The organism is Mesorhizobium sp. M0815, from assembly GCF_040319995.1.
GTDB lineage: Bacteria > Pseudomonadota > Alphaproteobacteria > Rhizobiales > Rhizobiaceae > Mesorhizobium.
This window is the reverse complement of the sequence record NZ_JAMYOU010000009.1, coordinates 173,700-198,368: the sequence shown is the minus strand read 5'-3', so window position 1 is coordinate 198,368 and position 24,669 is coordinate 173,700. Positions and strand designations below refer to the sequence as shown.

Annotated in this window: 20 protein-coding genes; 11 read left to right on the top strand and 9 right to left on the bottom strand. The window is 62.5% G+C overall.

Annotated elements, in window-relative coordinates:
- Positions 1-388 precede the first annotated feature (388 nt).
- Positions 389-1,471 carry a sensor domain-containing diguanylate cyclase gene (locus NKI01_RS13315; RefSeq protein ID WP_352963443.1) on the bottom strand — a complete coding sequence of 361 codons (1,083 nt, stop codon included), beginning with the start codon at positions 1,469-1,471 and terminating at the stop codon, positions 389-391.
- A gap of 388 nt (positions 1,472-1,859) precedes the next feature.
- Here NKI01_RS13315 and NKI01_RS13310 point away from each other — a divergent pair, with 388 nt between their 5' ends.
- Positions 1,860-2,816 carry a TIR domain-containing protein gene (locus NKI01_RS13310; protein WP_352815834.1) on the top strand — a complete coding sequence of 319 codons (957 nt, stop codon included), beginning with the start codon at positions 1,860-1,862 and terminating at the stop codon, positions 2,814-2,816.
- Entirely contained in the window at positions 2,813-3,631 is an 819-nt protein-coding gene (locus tag NKI01_RS13305; protein WP_352963441.1) for a hypothetical protein, read from the top strand. Before NKI01_RS13310 ends, NKI01_RS13305 begins: the two co-directional genes overlap by 4 nt.
- 202 nt (positions 3,632-3,833) lie before the next feature.
- On the opposite strand, the gene NKI01_RS13300 is transcribed toward NKI01_RS13305, so the two are convergent.
- Positions 3,834-6,113, bottom strand: a complete 2,280-nt coding sequence (locus tag NKI01_RS13300; RefSeq protein WP_023717919.1) for an NADP-dependent malic enzyme — start codon at positions 6,111-6,113, stop codon at positions 3,834-3,836.
- Between the two features lie 203 nt (positions 6,114-6,316).
- Here NKI01_RS13300 and mutS point away from each other — a divergent pair, with 203 nt between their 5' ends.
- Positions 6,317-8,965: a DNA mismatch repair protein MutS gene (gene mutS, locus NKI01_RS13295; protein WP_352963450.1), complete on the top strand. Its 2,649-nt coding sequence runs from the start codon at positions 6,317-6,319 to the stop codon at positions 8,963-8,965.
- Positions 8,966-9,188: 223 nt separating this feature from the next.
- On the opposite strand, the gene NKI01_RS13290 is transcribed toward mutS, so the two are convergent.
- From NKI01_RS13290 to NKI01_RS13280, 3 genes are all read right to left on the bottom strand, one after another.
- The gene (locus NKI01_RS13290; protein WP_352483314.1) at positions 9,189-10,034 is read right to left on the bottom strand and encodes an aldo/keto reductase; all 846 of its coding nucleotides are present in this window, start codon (positions 10,032-10,034) and stop codon (positions 9,189-9,191) included.
- A gap of 109 nt (positions 10,035-10,143) precedes the next feature.
- A complete protein-coding gene (copM, locus tag NKI01_RS13285) occupies positions 10,144-10,530 on the bottom strand; it encodes a CopM family metallochaperone (RefSeq protein ID WP_023676379.1) in 387 nt (128 codons plus the stop codon).
- 43 nt (positions 10,531-10,573) lie between these two features.
- Positions 10,574-13,078 (bottom strand): heavy metal translocating P-type ATPase, encoded by a 2,505-nt coding sequence (locus NKI01_RS13280; protein ID WP_352963438.1) that lies wholly within the window; start codon positions 13,076-13,078, stop codon positions 10,574-10,576.
- 227 nt (positions 13,079-13,305) lie between these two features.
- On the opposite strand from NKI01_RS13280, the gene NKI01_RS13275 reads away from it, so the two are divergent.
- The 5 genes from NKI01_RS13275 to NKI01_RS13255 all read left to right on the top strand — a co-directional run bounded on the left by NKI01_RS13275 (position 13,306) and on the right by NKI01_RS13255 (position 20,657).
- Positions 13,306-16,104, top strand: a complete 2,799-nt coding sequence (locus tag NKI01_RS13275) for a [protein-PII] uridylyltransferase (RefSeq protein WP_352483311.1) — start codon at positions 13,306-13,308, stop codon at positions 16,102-16,104.
- Between the two features lie 46 nt (positions 16,105-16,150).
- A complete protein-coding gene (gene murJ / locus NKI01_RS13270) occupies positions 16,151-17,749 on the top strand; it encodes a murein biosynthesis integral membrane protein MurJ (protein ID WP_352847107.1) in 1,599 nt (532 codons plus the stop codon).
- Positions 17,750-18,042: 293 nt separating this feature from the next.
- Positions 18,043-19,125, top strand: a complete 1,083-nt coding sequence (gene trpS / locus NKI01_RS13265) for a tryptophan--tRNA ligase (protein WP_352963432.1) — start codon at positions 18,043-18,045, stop codon at positions 19,123-19,125.
- A gap of 192 nt (positions 19,126-19,317) precedes the next feature.
- The gene (locus NKI01_RS13260) at positions 19,318-19,809 is read left to right on the top strand and encodes a universal stress protein (RefSeq protein ID WP_023717912.1); all 492 of its coding nucleotides are present in this window, start codon (positions 19,318-19,320) and stop codon (positions 19,807-19,809) included.
- 278 nt (positions 19,810-20,087) lie between these two features.
- Complete coding sequence (locus NKI01_RS13255; RefSeq protein WP_023676386.1) at positions 20,088-20,657, top strand: NifU family protein; 570 nt, start codon at positions 20,088-20,090, stop codon at positions 20,655-20,657.
- A gap of 167 nt (positions 20,658-20,824) precedes the next feature.
- Here NKI01_RS13255 and NKI01_RS13250 read toward each other — a convergent pair whose 3' ends face one another.
- The 4 genes from NKI01_RS13250 to NKI01_RS13235 form a co-directional block, all read right to left on the bottom strand.
- Positions 20,825-21,442 carry a L,D-transpeptidase gene (locus NKI01_RS13250; RefSeq protein ID WP_023717909.1) on the bottom strand — a complete coding sequence of 206 codons (618 nt, stop codon included), beginning with the start codon at positions 21,440-21,442 and terminating at the stop codon, positions 20,825-20,827.
- A 344-nt stretch (positions 21,443-21,786) separates the two neighbouring features.
- Positions 21,787-21,912: a hypothetical protein gene (locus NKI01_RS13245; protein WP_352483308.1), complete on the bottom strand. Its 126-nt coding sequence runs from the start codon at positions 21,910-21,912 to the stop codon at positions 21,787-21,789.
- Positions 21,913-22,041, bottom strand: coding sequence for a hypothetical protein (locus NKI01_RS13240; RefSeq protein ID WP_352857156.1), 129 nt, complete (start codon positions 22,039-22,041; stop codon positions 21,913-21,915). It abuts the gene before it with no gap.
- A 164-nt stretch (positions 22,042-22,205) separates the two neighbouring features.
- A complete protein-coding gene (locus NKI01_RS13235) occupies positions 22,206-22,532 on the bottom strand; it encodes a GYD domain-containing protein (RefSeq protein WP_352483306.1) in 327 nt (108 codons plus the stop codon).
- Positions 22,533-22,684: 152 nt separating this feature from the next.
- On the opposite strand from NKI01_RS13235, the gene NKI01_RS13230 reads away from it, so the two are divergent.
- The 3 genes from NKI01_RS13230 to NKI01_RS13220 all read left to right on the top strand — a co-directional run bounded on the left by NKI01_RS13230 (position 22,685) and on the right by NKI01_RS13220 (position 24,645).
- Positions 22,685-22,984, top strand: a complete 300-nt coding sequence (locus NKI01_RS13230; RefSeq protein ID WP_352963429.1) for a DUF1330 domain-containing protein — start codon at positions 22,685-22,687, stop codon at positions 22,982-22,984.
- An 827-nt stretch (positions 22,985-23,811) separates the two neighbouring features.
- On the top strand, positions 23,812-24,312 hold the full coding sequence (locus NKI01_RS13225; protein ID WP_352908634.1) for an MmcB family DNA repair protein: 501 nt from the start codon (positions 23,812-23,814) through the stop codon (positions 24,310-24,312).
- 72 nt (positions 24,313-24,384) lie between these two features.
- A complete protein-coding gene (locus tag NKI01_RS13220; RefSeq protein ID WP_198030469.1) occupies positions 24,385-24,645 on the top strand; it encodes a hypothetical protein in 261 nt (86 codons plus the stop codon).
- The last annotated feature ends 24 nt before the right edge of the window (positions 24,646-24,669 follow it).

Here is a 24,669-nt window from a genome sequence, read left to right as displayed (position 1 = left end):
CAAGGCGACCGCCCAGGTGACGATGGCGGCGATCGCCTTCAACATGCGCCGATGGGCCGCTATCGCGGGATAGGTGCGCCTGAGTTCCGCCCATACAGGGTCGGACGACCGCCTGAAACCCCAAACAAGACGTCAAATCCCCCGCAAACAAGCGAACAACCGCCGCAACCCCGCCGCCGCAAGCTTTTGCTCATGACTGCGCAACAGGTCCCTTGTGGGAGAAGGTGGATCGGCGCGCAGCGCCGAGACGGTTGAGGGGTGTTGGATGGAGTGCTGCCGGCGCCAAGCTGGAACACCCCTCATCCGACCTCGCTTCGCGAGGCCACCTTCTCCCGCAAGGGGAGAAGGGAGAAGCGCCCTTTCTACCGCGCCACGGCGCGAGTCAAGGCTAGGCCGTCCGGCGCGGCAATAGCCGGTCTGCTTCGGGCGGCTCCAACGCATCGGCGGTGACCAGCCGGTTGCGGCCGCTCTTTTTGCCGATGTACATCAGCCGGTCGGCAAGCGCCATCAGCGTTTCCGCATCGGCGGCTTCGGCCGGATACATCGCGACGCCGACGGTGCAGCCGACCTGGATGCCGCCATTCGGCGTCGAAACCTTCATATGCAATTTTTCCAGGATGCGCTCCGCGACGCGCACCGCCTTTTGCCGGGCCTGGTCCGCCCCTCCTGAAAACAGGAATGCGAACTCGTCTCCGCCAAGCCGAGCCACGAAATCGGCGCTGCGCAGGATCGTGCGAAGCTGGTTCGAGACACGCTGCAGCAGCGCGTCGCCGGCCTCGTGGCCAAGCGTGTCGTTGACCTCCTTGAACCTGTCCAGGTCGATGAACAGCAGCCCGGCCGCCTCATCGGTGCTGGCGCAGCGGTCGATCACCAATTTGATCTCGTTGTGAAAGGCGCGCCGGTTCGGCAGGTCGGTCAACGGGTCGTGGTTCGCCGAGTGGTCGCTCTGCTGCTTGGCCAGCTCGATCTCCTGCTTCTGCGCGGAGAGCTCCTCGTTGGCGGCCTTGAGTTCCAGCAGCAGCTCGGCATTGAGGTCCTCGACGACCTTGCGATCGCTGATATCGACCACGAAACCTTCCAGGAATTCGAGTTCGCCGGCGTCGTTCAGCACGCCGCCGCCGATTTCACGGACCCAGAGCGGCTCGCCGGCCAACGGCACGATGCGATAATCCACATTCCAGTTGCAATGCGCTTCCAGCGCCACGTCGACGGCGGCATAGACGGCGGCAAGGTCATCGGGATGGATGGCCGAGACGTAGTCGCGCACCGAATTGTGAACGAAGTCGCTGGGCGGGTAGCCGCTGACGGTGAGAATGCCGTCGCTGATATAGAGCATGGTGTAGGATGCGTCGTTCCGGCAGCGGTACAGATACCCGTCCATGCGGCCCGTAATGCTGAGGAGCGCATCCAGGCGCTCGTCGCGGTTGGCCCCTTGGCCGACCGGGGATGCAGGGACTGTATCGTGCTTCATAGCCGCACTCCATGGCGGCCCACCACCACAGCCTGTCCAAAATGCCGCGCCTGCATTTCGACGACAGCTTCGGGTATAACAGTCGGATATTATCAAGATGTTATGAAACTGCGGTGAATTGCCGGCAACCGCAGCGGCCGGCATCGCAGCCAGCCCGGAGTAGTTCGGCAGCCGGCCCCGCCGACGGGCTCCTCAAGTTCGCGCGCTATACGGCGCGATCGCCGCCAACTTTTCACGATGACCGAAGACTATGAGTCGCGAATCGCAAGAGAAGAGTAGCGCTCCTTACCCGCGATGATTGCGGCGCTATGAGTAATGCCTATAAGGTACAAATTGGGGCGCCGCAATTTCATGACATCAAACTTTATGCGGCGCGGGGAAGAAGACTATGGCGAGCAATGCGTCTAGGCGACCTCTTTCAAAGAAGGCCGCTACAAAAAAACGTTCGACATCAGCAAATTCGCAACGGTTTGAACCAGCGAAGCTCGACTCACTTTTCTCTGTTTTGGACGCAGTCGCATGGCTGGAGGCGCCATCCAATGGTCAAGTCGCCCAGTTCGCAGGGGTTGATCCACGAACAGCTGGAAAGCTCTTGAAGAACGCGATTCAGATCGGCTTGGTTGATAGTATTGGAAATAGCTATGCGCCGTTACTTCCCTATCCCTACAAGGGGTCGAAAGAACAAAAAGAAGCTGTAGTCAAGGAGGCGCTTGTCCGACTCCCTCTTTTGACCGGAGTTCGTCAGTTTCTGAGGTTAGGTGACAAGTCGGATGCTGCGCTTCGCAAAGCCGCAACGATTGCAGGAATCGCGCCATTTATCCCTGCTGACCTAAATCCATTGATTGAATGGGCCCAATCGCTCGGGGCGTTGCAGCCAGATTTGCTCGCCGAGGATCTCGTAGACCAAGCAGAGAATAAGAAAGAGATACGCCATAGAGAAGATAGCAATCGTCGCATTGCGTTTTTATCTCACAGTTCGGCCGACAAGCCTTTCATTCGGCAACTCGCCGCCGACCTTACGGCGAACGGAATCGACGTGTGGCTTGATGAGCAACGAATACGGGTTGGCGACTCAATACCCGAAAAGATCGCTCAAGGCCTCGCTGGAGCTGACTTTTTCTTAATCGGAATGAGTAGCCACTCTGCCGATTCGGCATGGGTTCAGAAGGAACTGAACAATGCACTCGTTAGTGAGGTCCAGAGGCGGAAAGTCCATATTTTGCCGTTGAAGCTCGACAGCTCGCCAATTCCTCAGATCATCGCTGATAAAAAGTACGCCGACTTCTCTAAGTCTTATAAGGCAGGCCTTGAGGACCTACTCACTGCATTGAAAGGTGACCTATGACCGCCGAAGAAACAAAGAAAAGGCAAATGCCAAAAGGCGGGCGAAAGGGCGGCTCTGTCTTTCCCCGAATAACCCTACAGGATGCGCTCGGGTATGCACGAAAGTTGGTCAGCAAGACTCATACAAGTGCACAGCCAATCGACATCATCATTTCTGGGGTTGTGGGAGCAAAGAGCGGCATGGGGCGGATTCGCATTTCCGCCCTGAAGCAGTACGGCCTTCTAAAGGGAGATTTAAAGTCAAATTTCGCGGCCGACGATTTGGCTAAGAAAATCTCCGCTGCACCGGAAGAAGAACTTGTCTATCTGTATCGAGAGGCAATACTTAAACCGACTATCTTCAAGACTCTGTTTGACACTTTTCACGGTGATACCGTAACAAGATCGAAACTTAAGCAACGTGCTGCAGATTTGAAAATACACCCTGACGAAACCGAAACGTGTGTCGATCTGTATATTTCAGGCATGCAGCTTGCTCGCCTAGCTTCGATTGACGGTGACCGTGTCACTCACGTCGCATCGAACGGCATCTCGGTGGCCTCCCGCGATATGCCTCCTGCGGGGGATAACCTCGCGTCGCAAGATGACAGCCAGTCAGACGAGGCACCCGATACGAACGCTAACACCGAGGCTGACGTTGAGGCGGCAAATGGAGGCCGTGAAGCTAACACCAGTGGCGCAACCGCTTCGCCAAGTGAGGCGGTGCAAGCCGGGCCACGCGCCATCTTCAACGTAAATGTTACGCTCGACTCCAGTTTGGACACCGAGAAGCTGAAAAAACAACTAGAACTCTTAAAACAATTTGGAGCAATATAAATACTAATTTTAATATGTCTGCTTCAGTGTGAAATGGTCTTTTCTATGCATCGGCGATTAGCCTCTCCTTAAGTACAAGTTACGACCGACGCCGTTTTCGTTTCCGCAAAGGAAAATCTTTACGTCCAGTCTAGACCGTCTGACAGGTAAACTGATCCACGCCTGTCTAGTCTAGAACGGGACGACTTCGGATTTCACTTCCTCAAGCCCCCGCGCTATACGCCGCGATCGCCGCCATGTTGACGATGTCTGAATCCTTGGCATTCAGCGAGACGATCTGAACCGGCTTGTTCAGGCCGACCAGCAGCGGGCCGATGACGGTCGAGCCGCCGAGCTCCTGCAGCATCTTGGTCGAGATCGAGGCCGAGTGGAACGCCGGCATGATCAGCACATTGGCGGGGCCGGTCAGCCTGATGAACGGATACTGCGCCATGGCGCGGGCGTTGAGCGCCACGTCGGCGGCCATTTCGCCGTCATACTCGAAATCGACGCGGCGCTTGTCGAGGATGCGCACCGCTTCCTGGACGCGCTCGGAGCGCTCGCCCTGCGGATGGCCGAAGGTCGAATAGGCGAGCATAGCGAGCCTCGGCTCGTAGCCCATGCGGCGGGCGAAGCCGGCGGCCTCCTCGGCGATGTCGGCGATCTGTTCAGCGTTCGGCATGTCGTGCACGGCGGTGTCGGCGACAAGCACGGTGCGACCCCGCGCCAGCACGATCGACACGCCGATGACGCAATGGCCGGGCCTTGCGTCGATGACGCGGCGGATGTCGTCGAGCGCCGTCGAATAGTTGCGGGTAACGCCGGTGACGATGCCGTCGGCATCGCCCAGCGCCACCATGCAGGCGGCGAAATGGTTGCGGTCGTTGTTGATCAGCCGCTGGCAGTCGCGGAACAGGAAGCCTTTGCGCTGCATGCGCTCGTAGAGATAATCGGTGTAGACGGAGTTGCGCCGCGACAGCCGCGCATTGATGATCTCGATGCCTTGCTTGCCGAGGTCGATGCCGGCATTCCGGGCGTTTTCCTTGATGATGTCGTCGCGGCCGAGCAGGATGGCGGTGCCGAGCCGCTGGTTCACATAAGAGACGGCGGCGCGCATCACCTGCTCCTCCTCGCCCTCGGCAAAGACGATGCGCTTGGGCTGGCGGCGCACGCGGTCGTAGATGCGCTGCAGCGTCGAGGCGATCGGGTCGCGGCGGGCGGAAAGCTCCTGCGCGTAGCGGTCGAGATCGAGGATCGGCTTGCGCGCGACGCCGGAGTCCATCGCCGCCTTGGCGACCGCGATCGGGATCGCCGAGATCAGCCGCGGGTCGAACGGCACCGGGATGATGTAGTTGGGGCCGAATTTCGGCCGGTTGCCCTGATAGGCGGCGGCGACGTCGTCGGGCACGTCCTGGCGCGCCAGCTCCGCCAGCGCCCGGGCGGCGGCGATCTTCATGTCGTCATTGATGGTGGTCGCCCGCACATCCAGTGCGCCGCGAAAGATGTAGGGGAAGCCAAGCACGTTGTTGACCTGGTTGGGATAGTCGGACCGCCCCGTCGCCATGATGGCGTCGGTGCGGATCTCGGCGACCTCCTCCGGTGTGATCTCGGGGTCGGGATTGGCCATGGCGAAGATGATCGGGTTCTTGGCCATCGACTGCACCATCCTGGTGGTCAGCGTGCCCTTGGCCGAGAGGCCGAGGAACACGTCGGCGCCGTCCAGCGCCTCGGCCAGCGAGCGCGCGCCGGTTTTGACGGCATGCGCCGATTTCCACTGGTTCATGCCTTCGGTGCGGCCCTGGAAGACGACGCCTTTGGTGTCGCAAAGGATGATATTCTCAGGCGCAAAGCCCATCGCCTTCATCAATTCGATGCAGGCGATGCCGGCAGCACCGGCGCCATTGCAGACCATTTTCGTGGTCTTCATGTCGCGGCCGGTGATTTCCAGCGCGTTAATCAGCCCGGCGGCCGAGATGATGGCGGTGCCGTGCTGGTCGTCATGGAACACCGGTATGTCCATCAATTCGCGCAGCCGCTGCTCGATGATGAAGCATTCCGGTGCCTTGATGTCCTCGAGGTTGATGCCGCCGAAGGAGGGGCCGAGAAAGCGCACGCAGTTGATGAATTCGTCGGCATCCTCCGTGTCGACCTCGAGGTCGATGGAATCGACATCGGCGAAGCGCTTGAACAGCACCGCCTTGCCTTCCATCACCGGCTTCGAGGCCAGCGCGCCGAGATTGCCGAGGCCGAGGATAGCGGTGCCGTTGGAGATGACGGCGACCATGTTGCCGCGAACCGTGTAGTCGAAGGCGCGGCTCGGGTCCTCGGCGATGGCTAGAACCGGCACCGCGACGCCCGGCGAATAGGCGAGGCTGAGATCGCGCTGCGTCGCCATCGGTTTTGTGGCGACGATCTCCAGCTTTCCCGGACGGCCCATGGCGTGGAATTCCAGCGCCTCCTGGGCGCTGACTGAGGGCCCGTTGCTTTCGGTTTTCTTGGCCATGGTACTCTTGGTTTCCTCGCCCGTACGGCACCGCTTGAGATGGGTGCGCATGCTTTCTTTTGTGGAAGGTTCGGGATTAAGGCTACACTTCGCCGCTGTAAACCGCCAAGCATGGCTTGGAAAATTTTGGAAGCAGCTTTTTGAACGACGAGACGCCCATTCGAAGCGACAACGCCACGCCGGCCTTCGCGCCGGCGACGCCGATGATGGAGCAGTACATCGAGATCAAGGCGGCGAACCCGGATTCGCTGCTGTTCTACCGCATGGGCGATTTCTACGAGCTGTTCTTCGACGATGCCGAGAAGGCAAGCCGGGCGCTCGGCATCGTGCTGACCAAGCGCGGCAAGCACCAGGGGCTCGACATCCCGATGTGCGGCGTGCCGGTGCACGCCGCCGACGATTATTTGCAGAAGCTGATCGGCCAGGGGTTCCGCGTCGCCGTCTGCGAGCAGATCGAGGATCCAGCCGAGGCCAGGAAGCGCGGCGGCAAATCGGTGGTGCGCCGCGATGTTGTGCGGCTGGTGACGCCAGGCACCATCACCGAGGACAAACTGCTGGCGCCGTCGGAATCGAGTTTTCTGATGGCGCTGGGACGGGTCAAGGGCGGCGCCGAGCATTCCTTCGCGTTGGCCTGGGTCGAGATCTCGACCGGTGTCTTCCGCGTCGCTGAAACCACCGCCGACCGGCTGCTCGCCGACGTCATCCGTGTCGATCCGCGCGAGCTGATCGTCGCCGAACCGGTGTTTTACGACCCGGAGCTGAAACCGGTGTTCGACGTGCTCGGCCGCGTCGCCAGCCCGCAGCCGCCGTCGCTGTTCGATTCGGCTTCGGCCGCCGGCCGCATCGCCCGCTTCTTCGAGGTGGCGACGCCTGACAGTTTCGGCTCGTTTTCGCGCGCCGAGCTGTCGGCGATCTCAGGCGTCATCGCCTATGTCGAGAAGACGCAGAAAGCGGAGCGGCCGCCGCTGTCGCGGCCGGAGCGCGAGGAGCAGGGATCGACACTGTTCATCGACCCGGCGACGCGCGCCAATCTGGAGCTGCTGCGCACGCTGTCCGGCAGCCGCGAGGGGTCGCTGTTCAAGGCGATCGACCGCACGGTGACCGGTGGCGGCGCAAGGCTGCTCGCTGACCGGCTGATGGCGCCGCTGACCGACCCGGCGGCAATCGCTGCAAGGCTGGATTCGGTGTCGTTCTTCCGCTCCGAGACGCGCCTCTGCCAGGCGGTGCGGGCCAGCCTGAAGAGCGTCGCCGACATGCCGCGCGCGCTGTCCAGGCTGGCGCTCAACCGCGGCGGTCCGCGCGATCTCGGCGCGCTGCGCGCCGGTTTCGAAGCGGCCGGCGCCATCGCCGGACTGTTCGGGCAAACTGCCTTGCCCGCCGAACTGGCGGCGGCGCTAGCGGCCATCAAGGCACTGCCCGGCGCGCTGGCGACGCATCTGGCACAGGCGCTCAGCGACGAGCTGCCGCTGCTCAAGCGCGACGGCGGCTTCGTCCGTTCCGGTTACCACGCCGAACTCGATGAGATGCGGGCACTGCGCGACGAGTCGCGAAAAGTGATCGCCGGGCTGGAGCGCTCGCTGATCGACGAGACCGGCATCCGCTCGCTGAAGATCAGGCACAACAATGTGCTGGGATACTACATCGAAGTCACCGCCAACCACCATGCGCTGATGACCGGCAGCGACGGCGCCAAGGCGCGCTTCATCCACCGCCAGACCATGGCCAACGCCATGCGCTTCACCACCACGGAACTCGCCGAGCTGGAATCGAAGATCGCCAATGCCGCCGACCGGGCGCTGGCGATCGAGCTTGCCGCTTTCGAGGCGCTGACGGCGGAAGTCGTCGGCCAGGCCGACAGGATCCGCGCCGGCGCCGAAGCGCTCGCCGCGCTCGACGTTTCGGCAGCCCTTGCCTTGCTTTCCGAAAGCGAGGCCTGGTGCCGGCCGCTGGTCGATGCGAGCCTTGCCTTCGAGATTTCGGGCGGACGCCATCCGGTGGTCGAACAGGCACTGCGGCGTTCCGGCGAAGGCCCGTTCGTCGCCAATGATTGCGATCTGTCGCCGCAAGGCGATGCCAAGGCCGGCGCGATCTGGCTGCTGACCGGCCCCAATATGGGCGGCAAGTCGACCTTTCTCAGGCAAAACGCGCTGATCGCCATCCTTGCCCAGACCGGCTCCTTCGTGCCGGCGGCATCAGCCCATATCGGCGTCGTCGACCGGCTGTTTTCGCGGGTCGGCGCCTCCGACGATCTGGCGCGCGGCCGCTCGACCTTCATGGTCGAGATGGTCGAGACAGCGGCGATCCTCAACCAGGCCGGCGAACGCGCACTGGTCATCCTCGACGAGATCGGCCGCGGCACCGCCACTTTCGACGGCCTCTCGATCGCCTGGGCGGCGGTCGAATATTTGCACGAGAAGAACCGCTGCCGGGCGATCTTCGCCACGCATTTCCACGAGATGACGGCGCTCGCCGGAAAACTGCCGCGGCTCTCCAACGTCACCATGCGGGTCAAGGAATGGGAGGGCGACGTGGTCTTCCTGCACGAGGTCGGCAAGGGTGCCGCCGACCGTTCCTACGGCGTCCAGGTAGCGCGGCTTGCCGGCTTGCCGGAAGCCGTCGTCGGCCGGGCCAAAGAAGTGCTGCACCAGCTTGAAGCCGGCGAGGTCTCGGGCAAGGCCAACCGTCTGGTCGACGACCTGCCGCTGTTTTCCGTGGCGGCGAAGCGGGAAGCGTCGAAGCCGGCCAGGAGTGATGGGCTGGGTGAAGCGCTAGCGGAGATCAATCCCGACGAGATGACGCCACGCGAGGCGCTGGAAGCGCTGTACCGGCTGAAGGGGCTTGTGGGGAAGTAGTGCTCGTCCGATAGCGCTCTACGGCGCCCCCCTCTGTCCTGCCGGACATCTCCCCCTCAAGGGGGGAGATTGGCAGTTTCGCTGACAGCGCTTTTTCCTTCGACGTTCGAAGTTGGCGAAAGCCGATGCGAGATCCAATCTCCCCCTCAGTGGGGGAGATGTCCGGCAGGACAGAGGGGGGTGTGACGGAACGCTGCTTTGGCTTGCCTTCCGCCCCACCCCCTCAAATCATCGCCAGGCCCGACTTCCGCCTCGGCGGTGGGAAGGCGCGGTCAATTTCGGCGAAATCTTCGCTCGTGAGCTCGATGTCCAACGCCGCGACATTCTGCCGGACATGCTCCGGGCGGCTAGCTTTGGGAATGGCGATCACCCCGTCCTGCGCCATCACCCAGGCAAGCGCGATCTGCGCCGGCGTCGCACCGTGGCGAGCGGCGATGGCATCTAACCTGGCATTGCGCGCCAATACCCCCTGATCGACCGGCGAATAGGCCATCAGCGGCATACCGCGTTGCCGGCTCCACGGGGCGAGGTCGAACTCGACGCCGCGCTGCGACAGATTGTAGAGCACCTGATTGGTCTGGACGTTGCCGCCGGCCGGCAATCGGACCAGCTCTTCCATCTCGCCGGTATCGAAATTGCTGACGCCCCAATGGCGGATCTTGCCGGCTGCCTTCAACGCTTCGAATGCCTCGACCGTTTCCGTCAAGGGCACGCTGCCCGGCCAATGCAGCAGATAAAGATCGATGCGGTCGGTGGCGAGATGCCTCAGGCTGTTCTCGCAGGCCCGTTTCACGCCGGCGCGCGAGGCATTGGACGGCAGCACCTTGGAGACCAGGAAAACCTCGTCGCGGCGACCAGCGATGGCCTCCGCCACCACCTCCTCGGCACCGCCGCTGGCATACATTTCGGCGGTGTCGATCAGCGTCATGCCGAGATCCAGCCCGAGCTTCAGGGCATTGGCCTCGTCGGTACGGCGGCGGCCGTCTTCGCCCATCTTCCAGGTGCCCTGGCCGAGCACCGGCACGGCTTCGCCGCAGGGCAGGGTGGTCGTTCGTATCGTCGATGGCATGGCATGCTCCAGTCCGAGGCCCGGATAGCACCATAGCCGCCAAGGGAAATCCAGGTGAAGCAGAAATCCAGGTGAAGCCTCTCGCCTGGATTCCCCGACAGCGTGACGCCTACTTCACCGGATGGGCGGCGAGCCAGTCCTGCATCTGCTTGATCTCGGCTTGCTGCGCGGCGATCACCGCTTCGGCCAGCTTGCGGATTTCCGGATCCTTGCCATTGGCGAGCTCGACCTTGGCCATGTCGATGGCAGCCTGGTGATGCGGGATCATGCCGCGGGCGAAATCGACATCGGCATTGCCGGAATATTCGATCGCCATCATGTCGGTATGCATCTTGTCCATCGCCGCCTTGTAGCCCTCGGTCGAGGGGCTCTGCGCGCCCATGGCGCCCATGTCGTGCTTCATCTCCTCGGCTTGTGCAGGAACGCTTTCGAGGAAAACAGCAAGCAGCATTCCCGCCGCCATCATCAGCAGCACGATCTTCTTGGCCAAGGTCATTCATCGTCTCCTTTTTTGAACAGGGTGTATCTGGAAGTTTTACTCAGAGTTTCAATGTCCTGAGCCGCAATGCGTTGGCGATGACCGAAACCGAAGACAGGCTCATCGCCGCCGCCGCAATCATCGGCGACAACAGCGTGCCGGTGAGCGGATAAAGCACGCCGGCAGCCACCGGCACGCCAAGCACATTGTAGAGAAAAGCGAAAAACAGGTTCTGGCGGATGTTGCGGATCGTCGCGCGGGCCAGCGTCCTGGCCCTGACGATACCGTTGAGATCGCCCTTGACCAGCGTAATCCCCGCACTTTCGACCGCAACATCGGCGCCGGTGCCCATGGCGATGCCGACATCGGCGGCGGCAAGTGCCGGCGCATCGTTGACGCCATCGCCGGCCATGGCGACGCCGGCACCGCCGGCGCGCAACTCCTCGACCAGCGCGTTCTTCTGTTCGGGCAAAAGCCCGGCATGCACCGCGTCGATGCCGAGCTTGGCGGCGATGGCCTTGGCGGTGCGCTCATTGTCGCCGGTCGCCATGACGATCTTCAGCCCGCTGTCATGCAGCGCCTTGATCGCCTCGGCGGTGGTCGCCTTGATCGGGTCGGCGACGGCGACGAGGCCGGCGAGCTTGCTTGCGACAGCGACGAACATCGCGGTCTTGCCGTCGGACTGCAGCGCCTCGGCACTGGCCAGGACCGAAGCCGTATCGATGCCGAGATCGGCCATCATCGCGGCATTGCCAAGCGCCACCTTCTGTCCCGAAACCGTGCCGGAAACACCCTTGCCGGTGACAGCCTCGAAACCGCTCGCGTCGGGGACCTTCACCCCGCGTCCGCGGGCGCCGTCAACGATCGCCTCGGCCAGCGGATGCTCCGAGCCTTTTTCCAGCCCGGCGGCGAGCGCCAGCAACTCGTCTTGCGCCATGCCTTCGACGGCAACGACGTCGGTCAGTCGCGGCCGGCCTTCGGTCAGCGTTCCCGTCTTGTCGACGATCAGCGTGTCGACCGAGGCAAAGCGCTCGAGCGCCGCCGCTTCCTTGATCAGCACGCCGGCATGCGCGCCGCGCCCGGTAGCGGTCATGATCGACATTGGGGTCGCAAGGCCCAGCGCACATGGACAGGCGATAATCAGTACCGAGACCGCCGCGACGATGGCAAACACCAGGCTGGGTTCCGGTCCGACGATCGCCCAGGCGATAAACGCAATGATCGCGACCAGCACGACGGCCGGGACGAAGTAGAACGAGACGCGGTCGGCCAACCCCTGGATCGGCGCGCGTGAACGCTGCGCCTTGGCGACAAGCTCGACGATCCGCGCCAGTGTCGTCTCGGCGCCGATCTTTTCGGCGCGCATGACCAGTGAGCCATTCTTGTTGAGCGTGCCGCCGGTGAGGTTGTCGCCTTCGGTCTTTTCGACCGGCAGTGGCTCGCCCGTGATCATCGATTCGTCGATGGAGGAGCGTCCTTCGAGCACAATGCCGTCGACCGGCACGGCGTCGCCGGGGCGGATGCGCAAGCGGTGGCCGGCTTTGACCGTTTCGAGCGGCACGTCGTTTTCGGAACCGTCCGCGCCGATCAGCCGCGCCGTCTTCGGCGCCAGGTCGAGCAGCGCGCGGATCGCCGAGCCGGTTTTCTCACGGGCACGCAATTCCAGCACCTGGCCGAGGAACACCAGCGCAACGATCACTGCCGCCGCCTCGAAATAGACCGGCACGGTGCCATCATGGCCGCGGAACTGGTGCGGAAAGAGGCCCGGAAACAGTGTGGCGACGACACTGTAGAGATAGGCGGCACCGACGCCGAGCGAAATCAGCGTCCACATATTGGGGCTGCGATTGAGGATCGAATCCCAGCCGCGGTGGAAGAACGGGAATGCCGCCCACAGCACCACGGGGCTCGCCAGCGCCAGCTCCAGCCAGACCTTCGCGCGGTCGTCGATGAAGGCCTGGAATGTCAGGCCGAGCATCGGTGCCATGGCGATGACCAGCAACGGCACGGACAGCACCGCGCTCACCCAGAAGCGCCTGGTGAAATCGACCAGTTCGGGGTTAGGCCCCTCGTCGCCGGTCGGCACGCCCATCGGCTCCAGCGCCATGCCGCAGATCGGGCAGGAGCCGGGCTTGTCGCGGATGATTTCGGGATGCATCGGGCAGGTGTATTGCGTGCCCTTGGGCATCGCCTGCGGCGCCGGCTTGTCGCCGAGATATTTTGCCGGCTCGGCCTCGAACTTCGCCTTGCAGCCGGCGGAGCAGAAATAGAAGCCTTGGCCCTCGTGGCGCAAAAAGTGCTTGGCCGTGGCGCGATCGACGCTCATGCCGCAGACGGGATCGGTTGCGGTCAGATATTTTTCAGGTTCGGCGACGAATTTCGAACGGCAGCTTTCGCTGCAGAAATGATAGCGATGGCCGTCATGCCCGGCGGTCGGCTTGCCGGCGGCCGGATCGACGGTCATGCCGCAGACCGGATCCCGGACGACGGCGTCCGCGGCAGGCGAGGCGCTCTTTGCCGAGCAGCAGCTGCCATGGCTGTGATGATCGTGGTCGGAATGCGTCATGCCGAAAGCCCCTGTATTTCGATGTTGCAGCGGAGGTAGTGCTTCCAGTAACTGGAAGGTCAAGGGCCGATTTTCGATTTTTCGCGGCCAGGCCCAAACCGAACCGGCTGCGGGCACGAGACGATCGTCCCGTCGGCGGCCGCGGAGAACGCGTCCGTCCGCCCCATACCCAGCGCCGCGAAAACGCGCTATAGACGCCGCCGAAACGGCGAGGCCGAACGGCATTTATGGCAAGAATATCCCTGAAGCTCGAGGAACTGATCGACGGCGAAGCCTTGCGCCGCGAGATGACCGAACTGACCGCGGCCACGGCAGGCGACGGTTCGGGCAAGGCCGCGCGCGGCGGCGTCCTCAAGCTGCTCAAAAGCCGGCTCGCCGACGGGCGCACTGTCGCCGAACGCATGCTGATGGACGACGGCAGCGGCACCGCCTGCGCCGCCCGGCTGTCGCATCTGATGGATGAGATCATCCGTGCGCTCTACGATTTCGCTGCCACCCATGTCTACCGCGTGAAAAACCCATCGTCGGCCGAGCGCATGGCGGTCGTTGCCGTCGGCGGCTATGGCCGCGGCACGCTGGCGCCGGGCTCCGACATCGACCTGCTGTTCCTGCTGCCCTACAAGCAGACGCCATGGGGCGAGCAGATCGTCGAATATATGCTCTACATGCTGTGGGACCTCGGGCTGAAGGTCGGCCACGCGACGCGCAACATCGACGAGTGCCTCAGGCTGTCGCGCACCGACATCACCATCCGCACCTCGATCCTGGAGGCGCGGTTCCTGTGGGGCGAGCAAAAGCTCTATGACGAGCTTCTGCAGCGCTTCGACCACGAGGTGGTGCGCACCACCGGCCCCGAATATGTCCAGGCCAAGCTTGCCGAACGCGACGAGCGTCACGCCAAGGCCGGCGAGAGCCGTTACCTGGTCGAACCTAACGTCAAGGACGGCAAGGGCGGCCTGCGCGACCTGCAGACGCTGTTCTGGATCGCCAAATATTTCTACCGGGTGCGCACCGGCGAGGAACTGGTCGACAAGGGCGTCTTTACCGACGCCGAATACAGGGAATTCCAGAAGGCCGAGGACTTCCTGTGGGCGGTGCGCTGCCACATGCATTTCCTCACCGGCAAGGCGGAGGAGCGGCTGCATTTCGACATCCAGCGCGACATCGCTGAGCGGCTCGGCTACACCACCCATCCCGGCCTGTCGGCGGTCGAGCGCTTCATGAAGCACTACTTCCTCGTCGCCAAGGATGTCGGCGACCTGACCCGCATTTTCTGCGCCGCGCTGGAAGAGGAGCAGGCCAAGCATGTGCCGGGCTTCAACCGCATCTTCCTCACCTTCTCGCGGCGCAAGCGCAAGCTCGCCGGCACGGCCGATTTCATCGTCGACAACCACCGCATCAACATTGCCGACGACGAGGTGTTCGAGCGCGATCCGGTCAACCTGCTCAGGCTGTTCTGGTTTGCCGACAAGCACGGCCTGGAATTCCACCCCGATGCGCTGAAGCTTTTGACCCGCTCTCTCGGCCTCGTCGGCAAGGCGCTCAGGCGCGACGAGGAGGCCAACCGGCTGTTCCTCGACATCTTGACCTCGGACCGCAACGCCGAGCTCAATCTGCGGCGAATGAACGAGGCCGGACTGCTTGCCAAGCTGATCCCGGACTTCGGCAAGATCGTCGCCATGATGCAGTTCTCGATGTATCACCACTACACCGTGGACGAGCATTTGATCCGCTGCATCGGCGTGCTGGCCGAGATCGAGCGCGGCGACGGCGAAAAGGTGCATCCGCTTTCCCACGCGCTGATGCCGGGGCTGAAGAAGAGCCGCGAGGCGCTCTATGTCGCCGTGCTGCTGCACGACATCGCCAAGGGCAGGCCTGAGGACCATTCGCAAGCCGGCGCCAGAATCGCGCGGCGCATCTGCCCGCATATGGGGCTCTCGCCGGCCGACACCGAAACGGTCGCCTGGCTGGTCGAGAACCACCTCGTCATGTCGATGACGGCGCAGACCCGCGATCTCAACGACCGCAAGACGATCGAGGATTTTGCCGCCATCGTGCAGTCGGTCGAACGGCTGAAAATGCTTTTAGTGCTTACCGTCTGCGATATCCGTGGCGTCGGGCCGGGGGTCTGGAACGGTTGGAAAGGCCAGCTGCTGCGTACGCTCTACTACGAGACCGAGCTTTTGTTGACCGGCGGGTTTTCGGAGGTGTCGCGCGCCAAGCGGACTGCGGCGGCGCGCGAACAACTGGCCGAGGCACTTGCCGACTGGCCGGAAAAGGCCCGCAAGCGTTATGTCGGCCAGCACTACGAGAACTATCTGCTGGCGGTCGATCTTCCCGACCAGCTGCGCCATGCCGAATTCATCCGCGAGGCCGATCACGCCGGCAAGAAGCTCGCCACCATGGTCAAGACCCACCAGTTCGAGGCGGTGACCGAGATCACGGTGCTGGCGCAGGACCATCCGCGCCTGCTCTCGGTGATTGCCGGCGCCTGTGCTGCGGCCGGCGGCAACATCGTCGACGCGCAGATATTCACCACTTCGGACGGCCGCGCGCTCGACACCATCCTGATCTCCAGGGAGTTCGACCGCGACGAGGACGAGCGTCGCCGTGCCGAGCGCGTCGGCCGGCTGATCGAGGACGTGCTGTCGGGCAAGAGCTGGCTGCCCGAAATGATCGAGAAGCGCACCAAGCCACGGCGCGGCGCCAAGGTCTTCCGCATCCCGCCACGCGCCGAGATCCGCAACACCCTGTCGAACCGGTTCTCGGTGATCGAGGTCGAAGGACTGGACAGGCCGGGCCTTCTGTCGGAGATCACCGGCATGTTGTCGGACCTGTCGCTCGACATCGCCTCGGCCCACATCACCACCTTCGGCGAAAAGGTCATCGACACGTTCTACGTCACCGATCTCACCGGCCAGAAGATCGACAGCCCGTCGCGTACGGCGACCATCCGCAACAGGCTGATCGCGGTGCTCGAGGGCACGGCGTCCGAGCGCGGCAAGACCAAAACGGCCGCCGAGTGACTGTTACCTTCCATTTGCCCCAATCCCACAGGCAGTCTTCAAGCGCATGAGCCTTGTCAAGAAATTCGCCACGGTCGCTTCCGGCACGCTGATGAGCCGCGCCCTCGGCTTTGGCCGCGAGATGCTGATGGCTGCCGCACTCGGCACCGGGCCGATCGCCGACGCCTTCAACGCCGCCTTCCAGTTTCCCAACACCTTTCGCCGGCTGTTCGCCGAAGGCGCCTTCAACGCCGCCTTCGTGCCGCTGTTCGCCAAAGAGATCGAGACGCACGGCACCGACGGCGCCAAGCGTTTTTCCGAAGAGGTGTTCGGCGTCTTGTTCACCGCGCTTCTGGCGCTGACCATCGCCATGGAACTGGCGATGCCGCTGATCGTGCGCTACCTGGTGGCGCCGGGCTTTGCCGACACGCCCGGAAAATTCGAGATGACGGTGGCACTGGCGACCGTCATGTTCCCTTACCTGATCTGCATGTCGCTCGGCGCCATGATGGCCGGCATGCTGAATTCGCTGCGCCGCTATTTCGCCGCCGCGGTGGCGCCGGTGTTCCTCAACATCATCCTCATCGCCGTGCTTGCCTATGCCTGGTACAAGGGTTCGGACGCCCGCACCGTCGGTTTCGGGCTGGCCTGGGGCGTACTGGCGGCCGGCTTGGTGCAGCTGGCGATCGTCTGGGCGGCGGTGCGCCATGCCGGCATTTCGATCGGCTTCCGCCGGCCGAAGATGACGCCCAGCGTCAAGCGGCTGCTGATCCTGGCACTGCCGGCGGCGATCACCGGCGGCATCACCCAGATCAACCAACTGATTGGCACGGCGATCGCGTCGGCGCAGGACAGCGCGGTGTCGTCGCTGGCCTATGCCGACCGCGTTTACCAGCTGCCGCTGGGCGTCGTCGGCGTCGCCGTCGCCATCGTGCTTTTGCCGGAACTGTCGCGGGCGCTGAAGTCAGGCAATCTGGTCGAGGCGGCCAATCTGCAGAACCGCTCGGTCGAGTTCACCCTGTTCATGACCTTGCCGGCGGCGGCCGCCCTGCTGGTCATGTCCGAGCCGATCGTGCGGCTGGTCTATGAGCGCGGCGCCTTCGCCGCCAACAATTCGACGCCGACGGTCGCGGCAATCCTGGCGATCTTCGGCCTCGGTCTGCCGGCCTTCGTGCTGATCAAGGCCTTCACCCCAGGCTATTTCGCCCGCGAGGACACGCGCACGCCGATGATTTTCGCCGCCATCTCGGTGGCGGTTAACATTACGACGGCACTGACGCTGTTTCCGACGATGGGCGCGCCCGGCATTGCCGTTGCCTCCGCCGTCGCCGGCTGGGTCAATGCGGCGATGCTGCTGGCCGTGCTGATCCGGCGCGGCCACTGGGGCCGCGACGTGCCGCTCATGAAACGAATCCCGCGGCTGGTGCTGTCGGCGGCGGTGATGGCGGCGGCGCTCTATTTTGCCGAGCACTGGTTCGCCGCAAGTCTCGGCTCGGGCTCGCCGCTGGTGATCAAGGCGGTAACGCTGCTTGCGCTCGTCGCCGGCGGGGCGCTGCTTTACTTCGTCACTGCGTTTGCCACCGGGGGTGCGGATTTCGGCATGATCCGCCGCAATATCGGGCGTAAAGGCTCCCAGCCGGTCAAGGAGCAATCTCCGGATTCGTGAGGCGGAAAATTCGTCAGGTCCAATTTTGTTCTTGCTTTGTGCCTGCAGCTATGCTACTAATTTGCGTATGGTGCTGATTCGCACCGACGACCCCGCCGCAAGGCGGGTTTTTGATTCTGGTCGGCGCCATCCCCTTCAAACAGCCTTCTGTGGCGTCTTGCTCGGCCACGGTCAAAGCCCTGCGCGGCCTAGCCAACACCCCTCTTGATCGTCTCCTCGCTCTCGTCCATAAGCGCGCCGTCGCAAGACTTTCGCCGCGCGCGAAACGGCCCTCCACAAGCCAGGGATACACCATGACCGACCTCAACCAGCCCGCCTTCAAGCCACTCGTCTTTTCCGGCGTCCAGCCAACCGGCAATCTGCATCTCGGCAATTATCTCGGCGCCATCAAGAAATTCGTCGCCCTGCAGGACACCTCCGACTGCATCTACTGCGTCGTCGACCTGCATTCGCTGACCGCGCAGCTCGTCTATGAGGATCTTCAGGACCAGACGCGTTCGATCACCGCGGCGTTTCTCGCCTCCGGCATCGATCCGACCAAGCACATCGTCTTCAACCAGTCGCGGGTGATGCAGCACGCCGAGCTTGCCTGGATCTTCAACTGCGTGGCGCGCATTGGCTGGATGAACAGGATGACGCAGTTCAAGGACAAGGCCGGCAAGGACCGCGAGAACGCCTCGCTCGGCCTGCTCGCCTACCCCTCCCTGATGGCCGCCGATATCCTCGTCTACCGCGCCACCCATGTGCCGGTCGGCGACGACCAGAAGCAGCATCTGGAGCTGACCCGCGACATTGCGCAGAAATTCAACAACGATTTTTCGGACCGTATCGCGGCGCTTGGTGTCGGCGTCGAGATGCAGGTGGGCGAAGAGACGGTGAACGGCTATTTCCCGCTGACCGAGCCGGTCATCGGCGGCCCGGCGGCGCGCATCATGTCGCTGCGCGACGGTTCGAAAAAGATGTCGAAGTCCGACCCGTCGGACCTGTCGCGCATCAACCTGACCGACGATGCCGACGCCATCTCGAAGAAGATCCGCAAGGCCAAGACGGACCCGGAGGCTTTGCCCGGCGAACTGGACGGGCTTGCCGGCCGGCCGGAAGCGGAAAACCTCGTCGGCATCTATGCCGGCCTCGCCGAAATATCGAAAGAGGCGGTGCTGAAGGAATTCGGCGGCCAGCAGTTTTCGGTGTTCAAGCCGGCGCTGGCCGATCTCGCGGTGGAAAAGCTGGCGCCGATCGCCGGCGAGATGCGCCGCATCTCCGGCGACCGCGCCTATGTCGACGCGGTGCTGCGGGATGGCGGCGAGCGTGCCGGCACATTGGCCGAAGCGACGATGAAGACCGTGCGCGACATTATCGGCCTGCTGCAAGGCTAATTTATGTCGCGCAAAAGTGTGCAGCGGTTTTGCGATAACGACCTGCATAAAACAAGAACCTGAAGCGCGTCGCATGAGGCCGGTCGAACGCGACGCGCTTTAAGCTGCACCAACATCGCCACAGCCGCCGGTCGCTTGCGGGCGGGCTGTGGCGGTGGCAGATTGCGGCCGAAACCATCGAGCAGGGTGAATATGGTCTCCAAACGCCTCAGCCGCGAAGCCGGTCATCGCCGCAAGTTCCTGGCGATCATCGACGACACGCCGGAATGCGAGCGCGCCGTCGCCTACGCCTCGAAGCGGGCGCAAAGCACGGGCGGCGTGCTGGTGCTGCTCTATGTCATCGAGCCGGATGATTTCCAGCACTGGCTGGGCGTCGAGAAGATCATGCGCGAGGAGGCGACCGCCACGGCGCGCGCCGCGCTCGACAGCTACGCCAACAAGGTGCGCCAGAAGCTCGGCATCGAGCCGGAACTGGTGGTGCGCGAAGGCAAGCCGACCGAAGAGATCCACAAGCTGATCGAGGAAGACCAGGACATCGCCATCCTGGTGCTGGCGGCAGGCGCTGGCAAGGAAGGGCCTGGGCCGCTGGTCGGCGCGGTTGCCGGCAAGGGCGCCGCCTTTCCGATTCCAGTGACTGTGGTGCCGCAGAACCTGTCGGACGAGGAGATCGACAGCCTCGCCTGAGATGTGCCGATATTCAGGTGAGGCCGGCCTACAAATGGCGGCTTCCTGCGCTTCCGGTGCTCACGTACCAAAAGTACGCTCCGCTCCGGTTCTCGGAAACCATCATTTTCGGCTCGGCCTGACCTGAATCTCAACACATCTCCAATTGTTTCAGCGAGCTAGCAAAACATTCCACCAGCCAGCCGTTCCCCGCGATGCCTTTCGCTTGAATGTCGGGCGGATAAAGCCTAATTAGAATTATTCCAAACTAGCTGCCCGAAACGGGCACGGAGATGGCCATGTTCATCCAGACCGAGTCGACGCCAAACCCGGCGACGCTGAAATTCCTGCCCGGCAAGGAAGTGCTGCAAGAAGGCACCGCCGATTTCCGTGATGCCGACAGCGCCGCGACGGCTTCGCCGCTGGCCGGCCGTCTGTTCGAGATCCCCGGCGTCACCGGCGTCTTCTTCGGCTATGATTTCATCACCGTGACCAAGGACGGTCCCGACTGGCAGCATCTGAAGCCGGCTATCCTCGGCGCCATCATGGAGCATTTCATGTCCGGCGCCCCGGTGATGGCCAAGGCCGGCCCCGCCGCCGAGACCAGCCAGACCGGCGAATTCTACGACAAGGCCGACGAGGAGCTGGTCGTCACCATCAAGGAGCTGCTCGACACGCGGGTGCGCCCGGCGGTGGCCCAGGATGGCGGCGACATTACCTTCCGCGGCTTCGAGAACGGCACCGTATTCCTGCACATGAAGGGCGCCTGCGCCGGTTGCCCGTCCTCGACGGCGACGCTGAAGCACGGCATCCAGAACCTGCTCCGGCACTTTGTGCCGGAAGTGCAGCACGTCGAACAGGTCTCCTGACGCGCCGTTCCATCGTCAATGTCGATAGACAACAAAAAACCGGGCCAAAGTGCCCGGTTTTCTGTTTGCGACGTCTGTGTGTTGCCTAGACGGTCCGCGTATAAAGCTCTTCTTGTTTGACCATGATCTTGTCCGAAAACCGGGTCCCGCTTTTCGGGATCATGGTCTTACAGCACAATGACCTTGGCGCCGACCGAGGTGCGGTCGTAGAGGTCGATAATGTCCTGGTTCATCAGCCGGATGCAGCCCGACGACATCGCCTTGCCGATCGAATTCCATTCCGGGCTGCCATGCAGGCGGTAGCCCATGTCGCCGCCCTTGTTGAACAGGTACATGGCGCGCGCGCCGAGCGGGTTCTTCAACCCCGGCTCCATGCCGCCGGCAAACTTGGCCAGCTCCGGCTGCCGCCTGATCATCTGCGACGGCGGCGTCCAGGTCGGCCATTCGCGCTTTAGTGCGATACGGGCGGTGCCGTGCCATTCGAAACCTTCACGGCCGACGCCGATGCCGTAGCGCATCGCCTCGCCGTCGCCCATGACGAAATAGAGGAACTTGTTCTGCGTATCGACGATGATGGTGCCCGGCTTTTCCCTGGTGTCGTAGTCGACGATCTGGCGGCGGTATTTGAACGGCACCTTTTCGATCGGGATGCGCGGCAGATGATAGCCGGCATCGGTCACCGCGCCGTAGTTGTTGGTGAAGATCTGCGAGCCGATGGTGCTGCAACCGGCGACAGCCGTCGACAGCGCCAGGGCCGCGACGATTGCAAGTGACTTCATGCGCATGAAAAGGTCCGATGCCTGCCCAAACAACAGCGGCTCGAGTCGGCCGCTTTTTTCATCTTCATTCATGCTGGCATTTGCTTTGCTTGCCAAGCGGGCGATGCCTATATCCTTGGGCTTGCGTGCTGGTAAACCGGCGACTATGGCATTTCGGCAACAGCCCCCGCAGGATTATGCTGCAAAATCAATGGGCCAAGAACAAGAACCCCGAGACGGGTCGGTGACGCTGGCTGGCGCTCTGGCCGGCCAGCCAAGGCCATCGTTACTACGAGGAGATCGGCCTGATCTCGCCTGAGACGCGGCCGCTGCAGGAGATAATCCTGACAAGCCTGGTTCAATAGGCCGGTTCAATAAAGAACGCCGCGAAGAACCGTCCAAGCCAGAAGCCCGAACGTGCCGATCACCACCACTGCACCAAGGACCGTGCCGATCTTTTCAGGCAGTCCATCGGGGCGACCAGGATCGTCGGCCATTCAACTATCGATCATGACGTAGGCGGCACCAAACACGGCAACGATGATTGCCCCAAGCACCGCCCAGCCTCTGATGGCCGAGCGGATTTCCTCCGGTGTCGCCGATTTGCGTCCGTCATCGTCCGTCATCTAATGCTCCTCGTAAAATACCGTGGCCGACATTGAAAGCGCAAGCTGCCGGCGCTGCCAAGAGGGTGCAGCGGACATTTTTTTTGCGCAAAAGTTTAGGAGCGTGCGCCGTTCGACAGCAAGCGTTACCTAGCCTTCGACACTCCGCGAAGCACGGGCGGCCGTCACGATCCCGGTGGGCGATACCGGATCGACTTCGCCCTGCCAAGCGCTTCCATCGTCTCTTCGACACTTAGCAGCACGGTGGTCTCGTAGGAGCTGAGCGCGCCTCCCGCACCAATGGCAAGCATGACCGATGCCATGGAGACGTTGTCCGGCGCCTCCCACAGATTCCAGCCATCATGCTCTCCAAAGGCGTACCAGAACCCGTGCAGCTTTCCGCCGACCGACTCGATGTAGGAACGGGCAGCCTCGCGTCTGTCCTCGGGGTTGTCCATCAAGCGCGCCCAGGTTTCGGGCCTGTAGCTGAATCGCGTGAGATACATCGGCATGGTTCGTCTCCTCCCAGAGCTGCCCCCACCAAGACAGTTAAGCGCCCCAATCCGGGCGAAGGCGAGTCGTTTCCGCGGCGTAGTACCGCTGGCTTAGTTGCGGGACCGCTAATGGACCTGCTTCAATGCCTTTCCCAAGGGGAGTAAATTCAATGGCAGCCTATCTTATTGCCGATGTCGACATAACCGACGCCGCCGTGTTCGAGCAATACCGCCGCGACGTGCCAGCAACCGAAGCCCGCTACGGGGGAAGGTACATCGCTCGTGGCGGAGCCACCAAAGTGCTGGAAGGCGACTGGGAACCTCATCGCCTCGTCATTGTCGAATTCCCCGACATGGCTTCCCTCATTGCATGGTACAACTCCCCAGAATACGGCCGCCTCAAAGCCATCCGCGAACGCTGTGCAAAGACGAGGATCATTGCTCTGGAGGGCATGATGCCGGTTAGTTAGAGGGGGTTGTCAACCAGATAATAGCCGCCCAGAAGGCGGCTATATATTTGACAAACCCGGATGACCGCTGACCAAAGCTCCGCTACAAATCAGCCGTGACGCCCGCGCCTATTAGTAGTTTCATTGGAGCCATGATCCTCAGTTTGGTTGGGGTTCTAGCCTACCGCTGGTTTGGCCCTATCGCGCTGGTTATTGTCGGAGGCATTGGTCTTCCAGCGGTGCTCGCCTGTTCCTTATACCGATTTGATTTGAAAAACCGGAAGGCGCGTGAGTGGCTTAATCCGACAGACAAGAGCTCCTAGACCAGCACTGGCCCCAGCACAAAGGCGATTATCTGGTTGGCAACCCGCCTTGGCAGCGGCGACAAAACATGATTCAAATGCGGTTGTGTTGGGGGAAAACATGATCCGCATAGCCATCGTTATAGCCATTGCCGTCAGTGCATCGGCATGCACTAGCCAGGCGAACGTTCCTTATGACACGAGTAAAAAAACCTGTAGAATCTATGTTGAGCCGGGGTCAGGCCACAAGCGTGAACTTTGTCTTCCGGACACTCCAAATAAATACTGTGTGCGTGCTTATTATATAAACACACCAGGTGGAGAAAGGGTAATGTGCGGCCCACTAACCCGCAAGGCAACCACTGCCGAGGGTCGTGCCAGACAGCTTGCAGGCAGTAAATACCCGTAGGAAAACACCCACTGTGGGCCGCTTGCGCTTCAGGGTTCTGCACCGGCGGTGTCCCGTTCTGGTTGGGTTTGTCAAACCAGATAATCGCCCCAAAAAACCGGGTTCAAACCGTGAACAAAATCTGACATGGTGCGGCCATGCCTATCATCTCACCTCTACCCCTTAACCCGCTGATCGACGGTCGCCAGTCGGAGCGTGCCATGCTGGTCAGGCGTGGCGTGCAGCGGCTGCTCAAGCAGATGGGCGCGCATGTCTTGCCCGAACTGTCGCTGGCCACCGGGCGCCGCGCCGATCTCGTAGCGCTGACCCGCCAGGGCGATATCTGGATCATCGAGATCAAATCCTCGATCGAGGATTTCAGGGTCGACCGCAAATGGCCGGACTACCGGCTGCATTCCGACCGCTTCTTCTTCGCCACCCATCCTGGCGTGCCCGCGGAGATCTTTCCGGAAGAGTGCGGCTTCATTCTCTCCGACGGCTATGGTGCCGAGGTCCTGCGCGATGCGCCCGAGCACCGGATGGCGGCGGCGACGCGCAAGGCGCTGATGCTGAGGATCGCGCGCGCCGGTGCCGCGCGGTTGCTGGCGGCGGAGCTTGCCGGGGTGTCGGTGCCGGCGCTGGAGGGTGAGAGTGAGTAGGGGGTTTCCCTCTCCGTAGTCATGGAGGCTTGCGCTGCCCCGGCTGCCGCCACCTTGCATAAGAGACGATGTATGACTGCGGTGTTCCGCAAGGAACGCCAACAGCCGGCTGTAGCCTTCGTCTTCCCAGTGCAGGTCGAGATTGGAAATGAAACCCGGCACGAAGACGAGATCGAGCGATCCCTGGCCGACCACCTGATAGGCGATCCGCACGTCGCCGCTGAGCGCGTAGCGAGTTTCGATCGGCCTCACGAGGTTTGTCCGCCCGACCCGACGATTTCTTATCGCCGGATCATAGCAGAGCCGCGAGACTTGCGGCAGATGAAACCTTAGAGGGTGTGAATGTAGGCCCGCGGC

Bases quoted from the DNA above. Each gene is read 5' to 3' on its own strand.
- NKI01_RS13315 (WP_352963443.1), bottom strand. From the start codon at position 1,471: ATGAAGCACGATACAGTCCCTGCATCCCCGGTCGGCCAAGGGGCCAAC.
- NKI01_RS13310 (WP_352815834.1), top strand. From the start codon at position 1,860: ATGGCGAGCAATGCGTCTAGGCGACCTCTTTCAAAGAAGGCCGCTACA.
- NKI01_RS13305 (WP_352963441.1), top strand. From the start codon at position 2,813: ATGACCGCCGAAGAAACAAAGAAAAGGCAAATGCCAAAAGGCGGGCGA.
- NKI01_RS13300 (WP_023717919.1), bottom strand. From the start codon at position 6,113: ATGGCCAAGAAAACCGAAAGCAACGGGCCCTCAGTCAGCGCCCAGGAG.
- mutS (WP_352963450.1), top strand. From the start codon at position 6,317: ATGATGGAGCAGTACATCGAGATCAAGGCGGCGAACCCGGATTCGCTG.
- NKI01_RS13290 (WP_352483314.1), bottom strand. From the start codon at position 10,034: ATGCCATCGACGATACGAACGACCACCCTGCCCTGCGGCGAAGCCGTG.
- copM (WP_023676379.1), bottom strand. From the start codon at position 10,530: ATGACCTTGGCCAAGAAGATCGTGCTGCTGATGATGGCGGCGGGAATG.
- NKI01_RS13280 (WP_352963438.1), bottom strand. From the start codon at position 13,078: ATGACGCATTCCGACCACGATCATCACAGCCATGGCAGCTGCTGCTCG.
- NKI01_RS13275 (WP_352483311.1), top strand. From the start codon at position 13,306: ATGGCAAGAATATCCCTGAAGCTCGAGGAACTGATCGACGGCGAAGCC.
- murJ (WP_352847107.1), top strand. From the start codon at position 16,151: ATGAGCCTTGTCAAGAAATTCGCCACGGTCGCTTCCGGCACGCTGATG.
- trpS (WP_352963432.1), top strand. From the start codon at position 18,043: ATGACCGACCTCAACCAGCCCGCCTTCAAGCCACTCGTCTTTTCCGGC.
- NKI01_RS13260 (WP_023717912.1), top strand. From the start codon at position 19,318: ATGGTCTCCAAACGCCTCAGCCGCGAAGCCGGTCATCGCCGCAAGTTC.
- NKI01_RS13255 (WP_023676386.1), top strand. From the start codon at position 20,088: ATGTTCATCCAGACCGAGTCGACGCCAAACCCGGCGACGCTGAAATTC.
- NKI01_RS13250 (WP_023717909.1), bottom strand. From the start codon at position 21,442: ATGCGCATGAAGTCACTTGCAATCGTCGCGGCCCTGGCGCTGTCGACG.
- NKI01_RS13245 (WP_352483308.1), bottom strand. From the start codon at position 21,912: ATGGCCGACGATCCTGGTCGCCCCGATGGACTGCCTGAAAAGATCGGC.
- NKI01_RS13240 (WP_352857156.1), bottom strand. From the start codon at position 22,041: ATGACGGACGATGACGGACGCAAATCGGCGACACCGGAGGAAATCCGC.
- NKI01_RS13235 (WP_352483306.1), bottom strand. From the start codon at position 22,532: ATGCCGATGTATCTCACGCGATTCAGCTACAGGCCCGAAACCTGGGCG.
- NKI01_RS13230 (WP_352963429.1), top strand. From the start codon at position 22,685: ATGGCAGCCTATCTTATTGCCGATGTCGACATAACCGACGCCGCCGTG.
- NKI01_RS13225 (WP_352908634.1), top strand. From the start codon at position 23,812: ATGCCTATCATCTCACCTCTACCCCTTAACCCGCTGATCGACGGTCGC.
- NKI01_RS13220 (WP_198030469.1), top strand. From the start codon at position 24,385: ATGACTGCGGTGTTCCGCAAGGAACGCCAACAGCCGGCTGTAGCCTTC.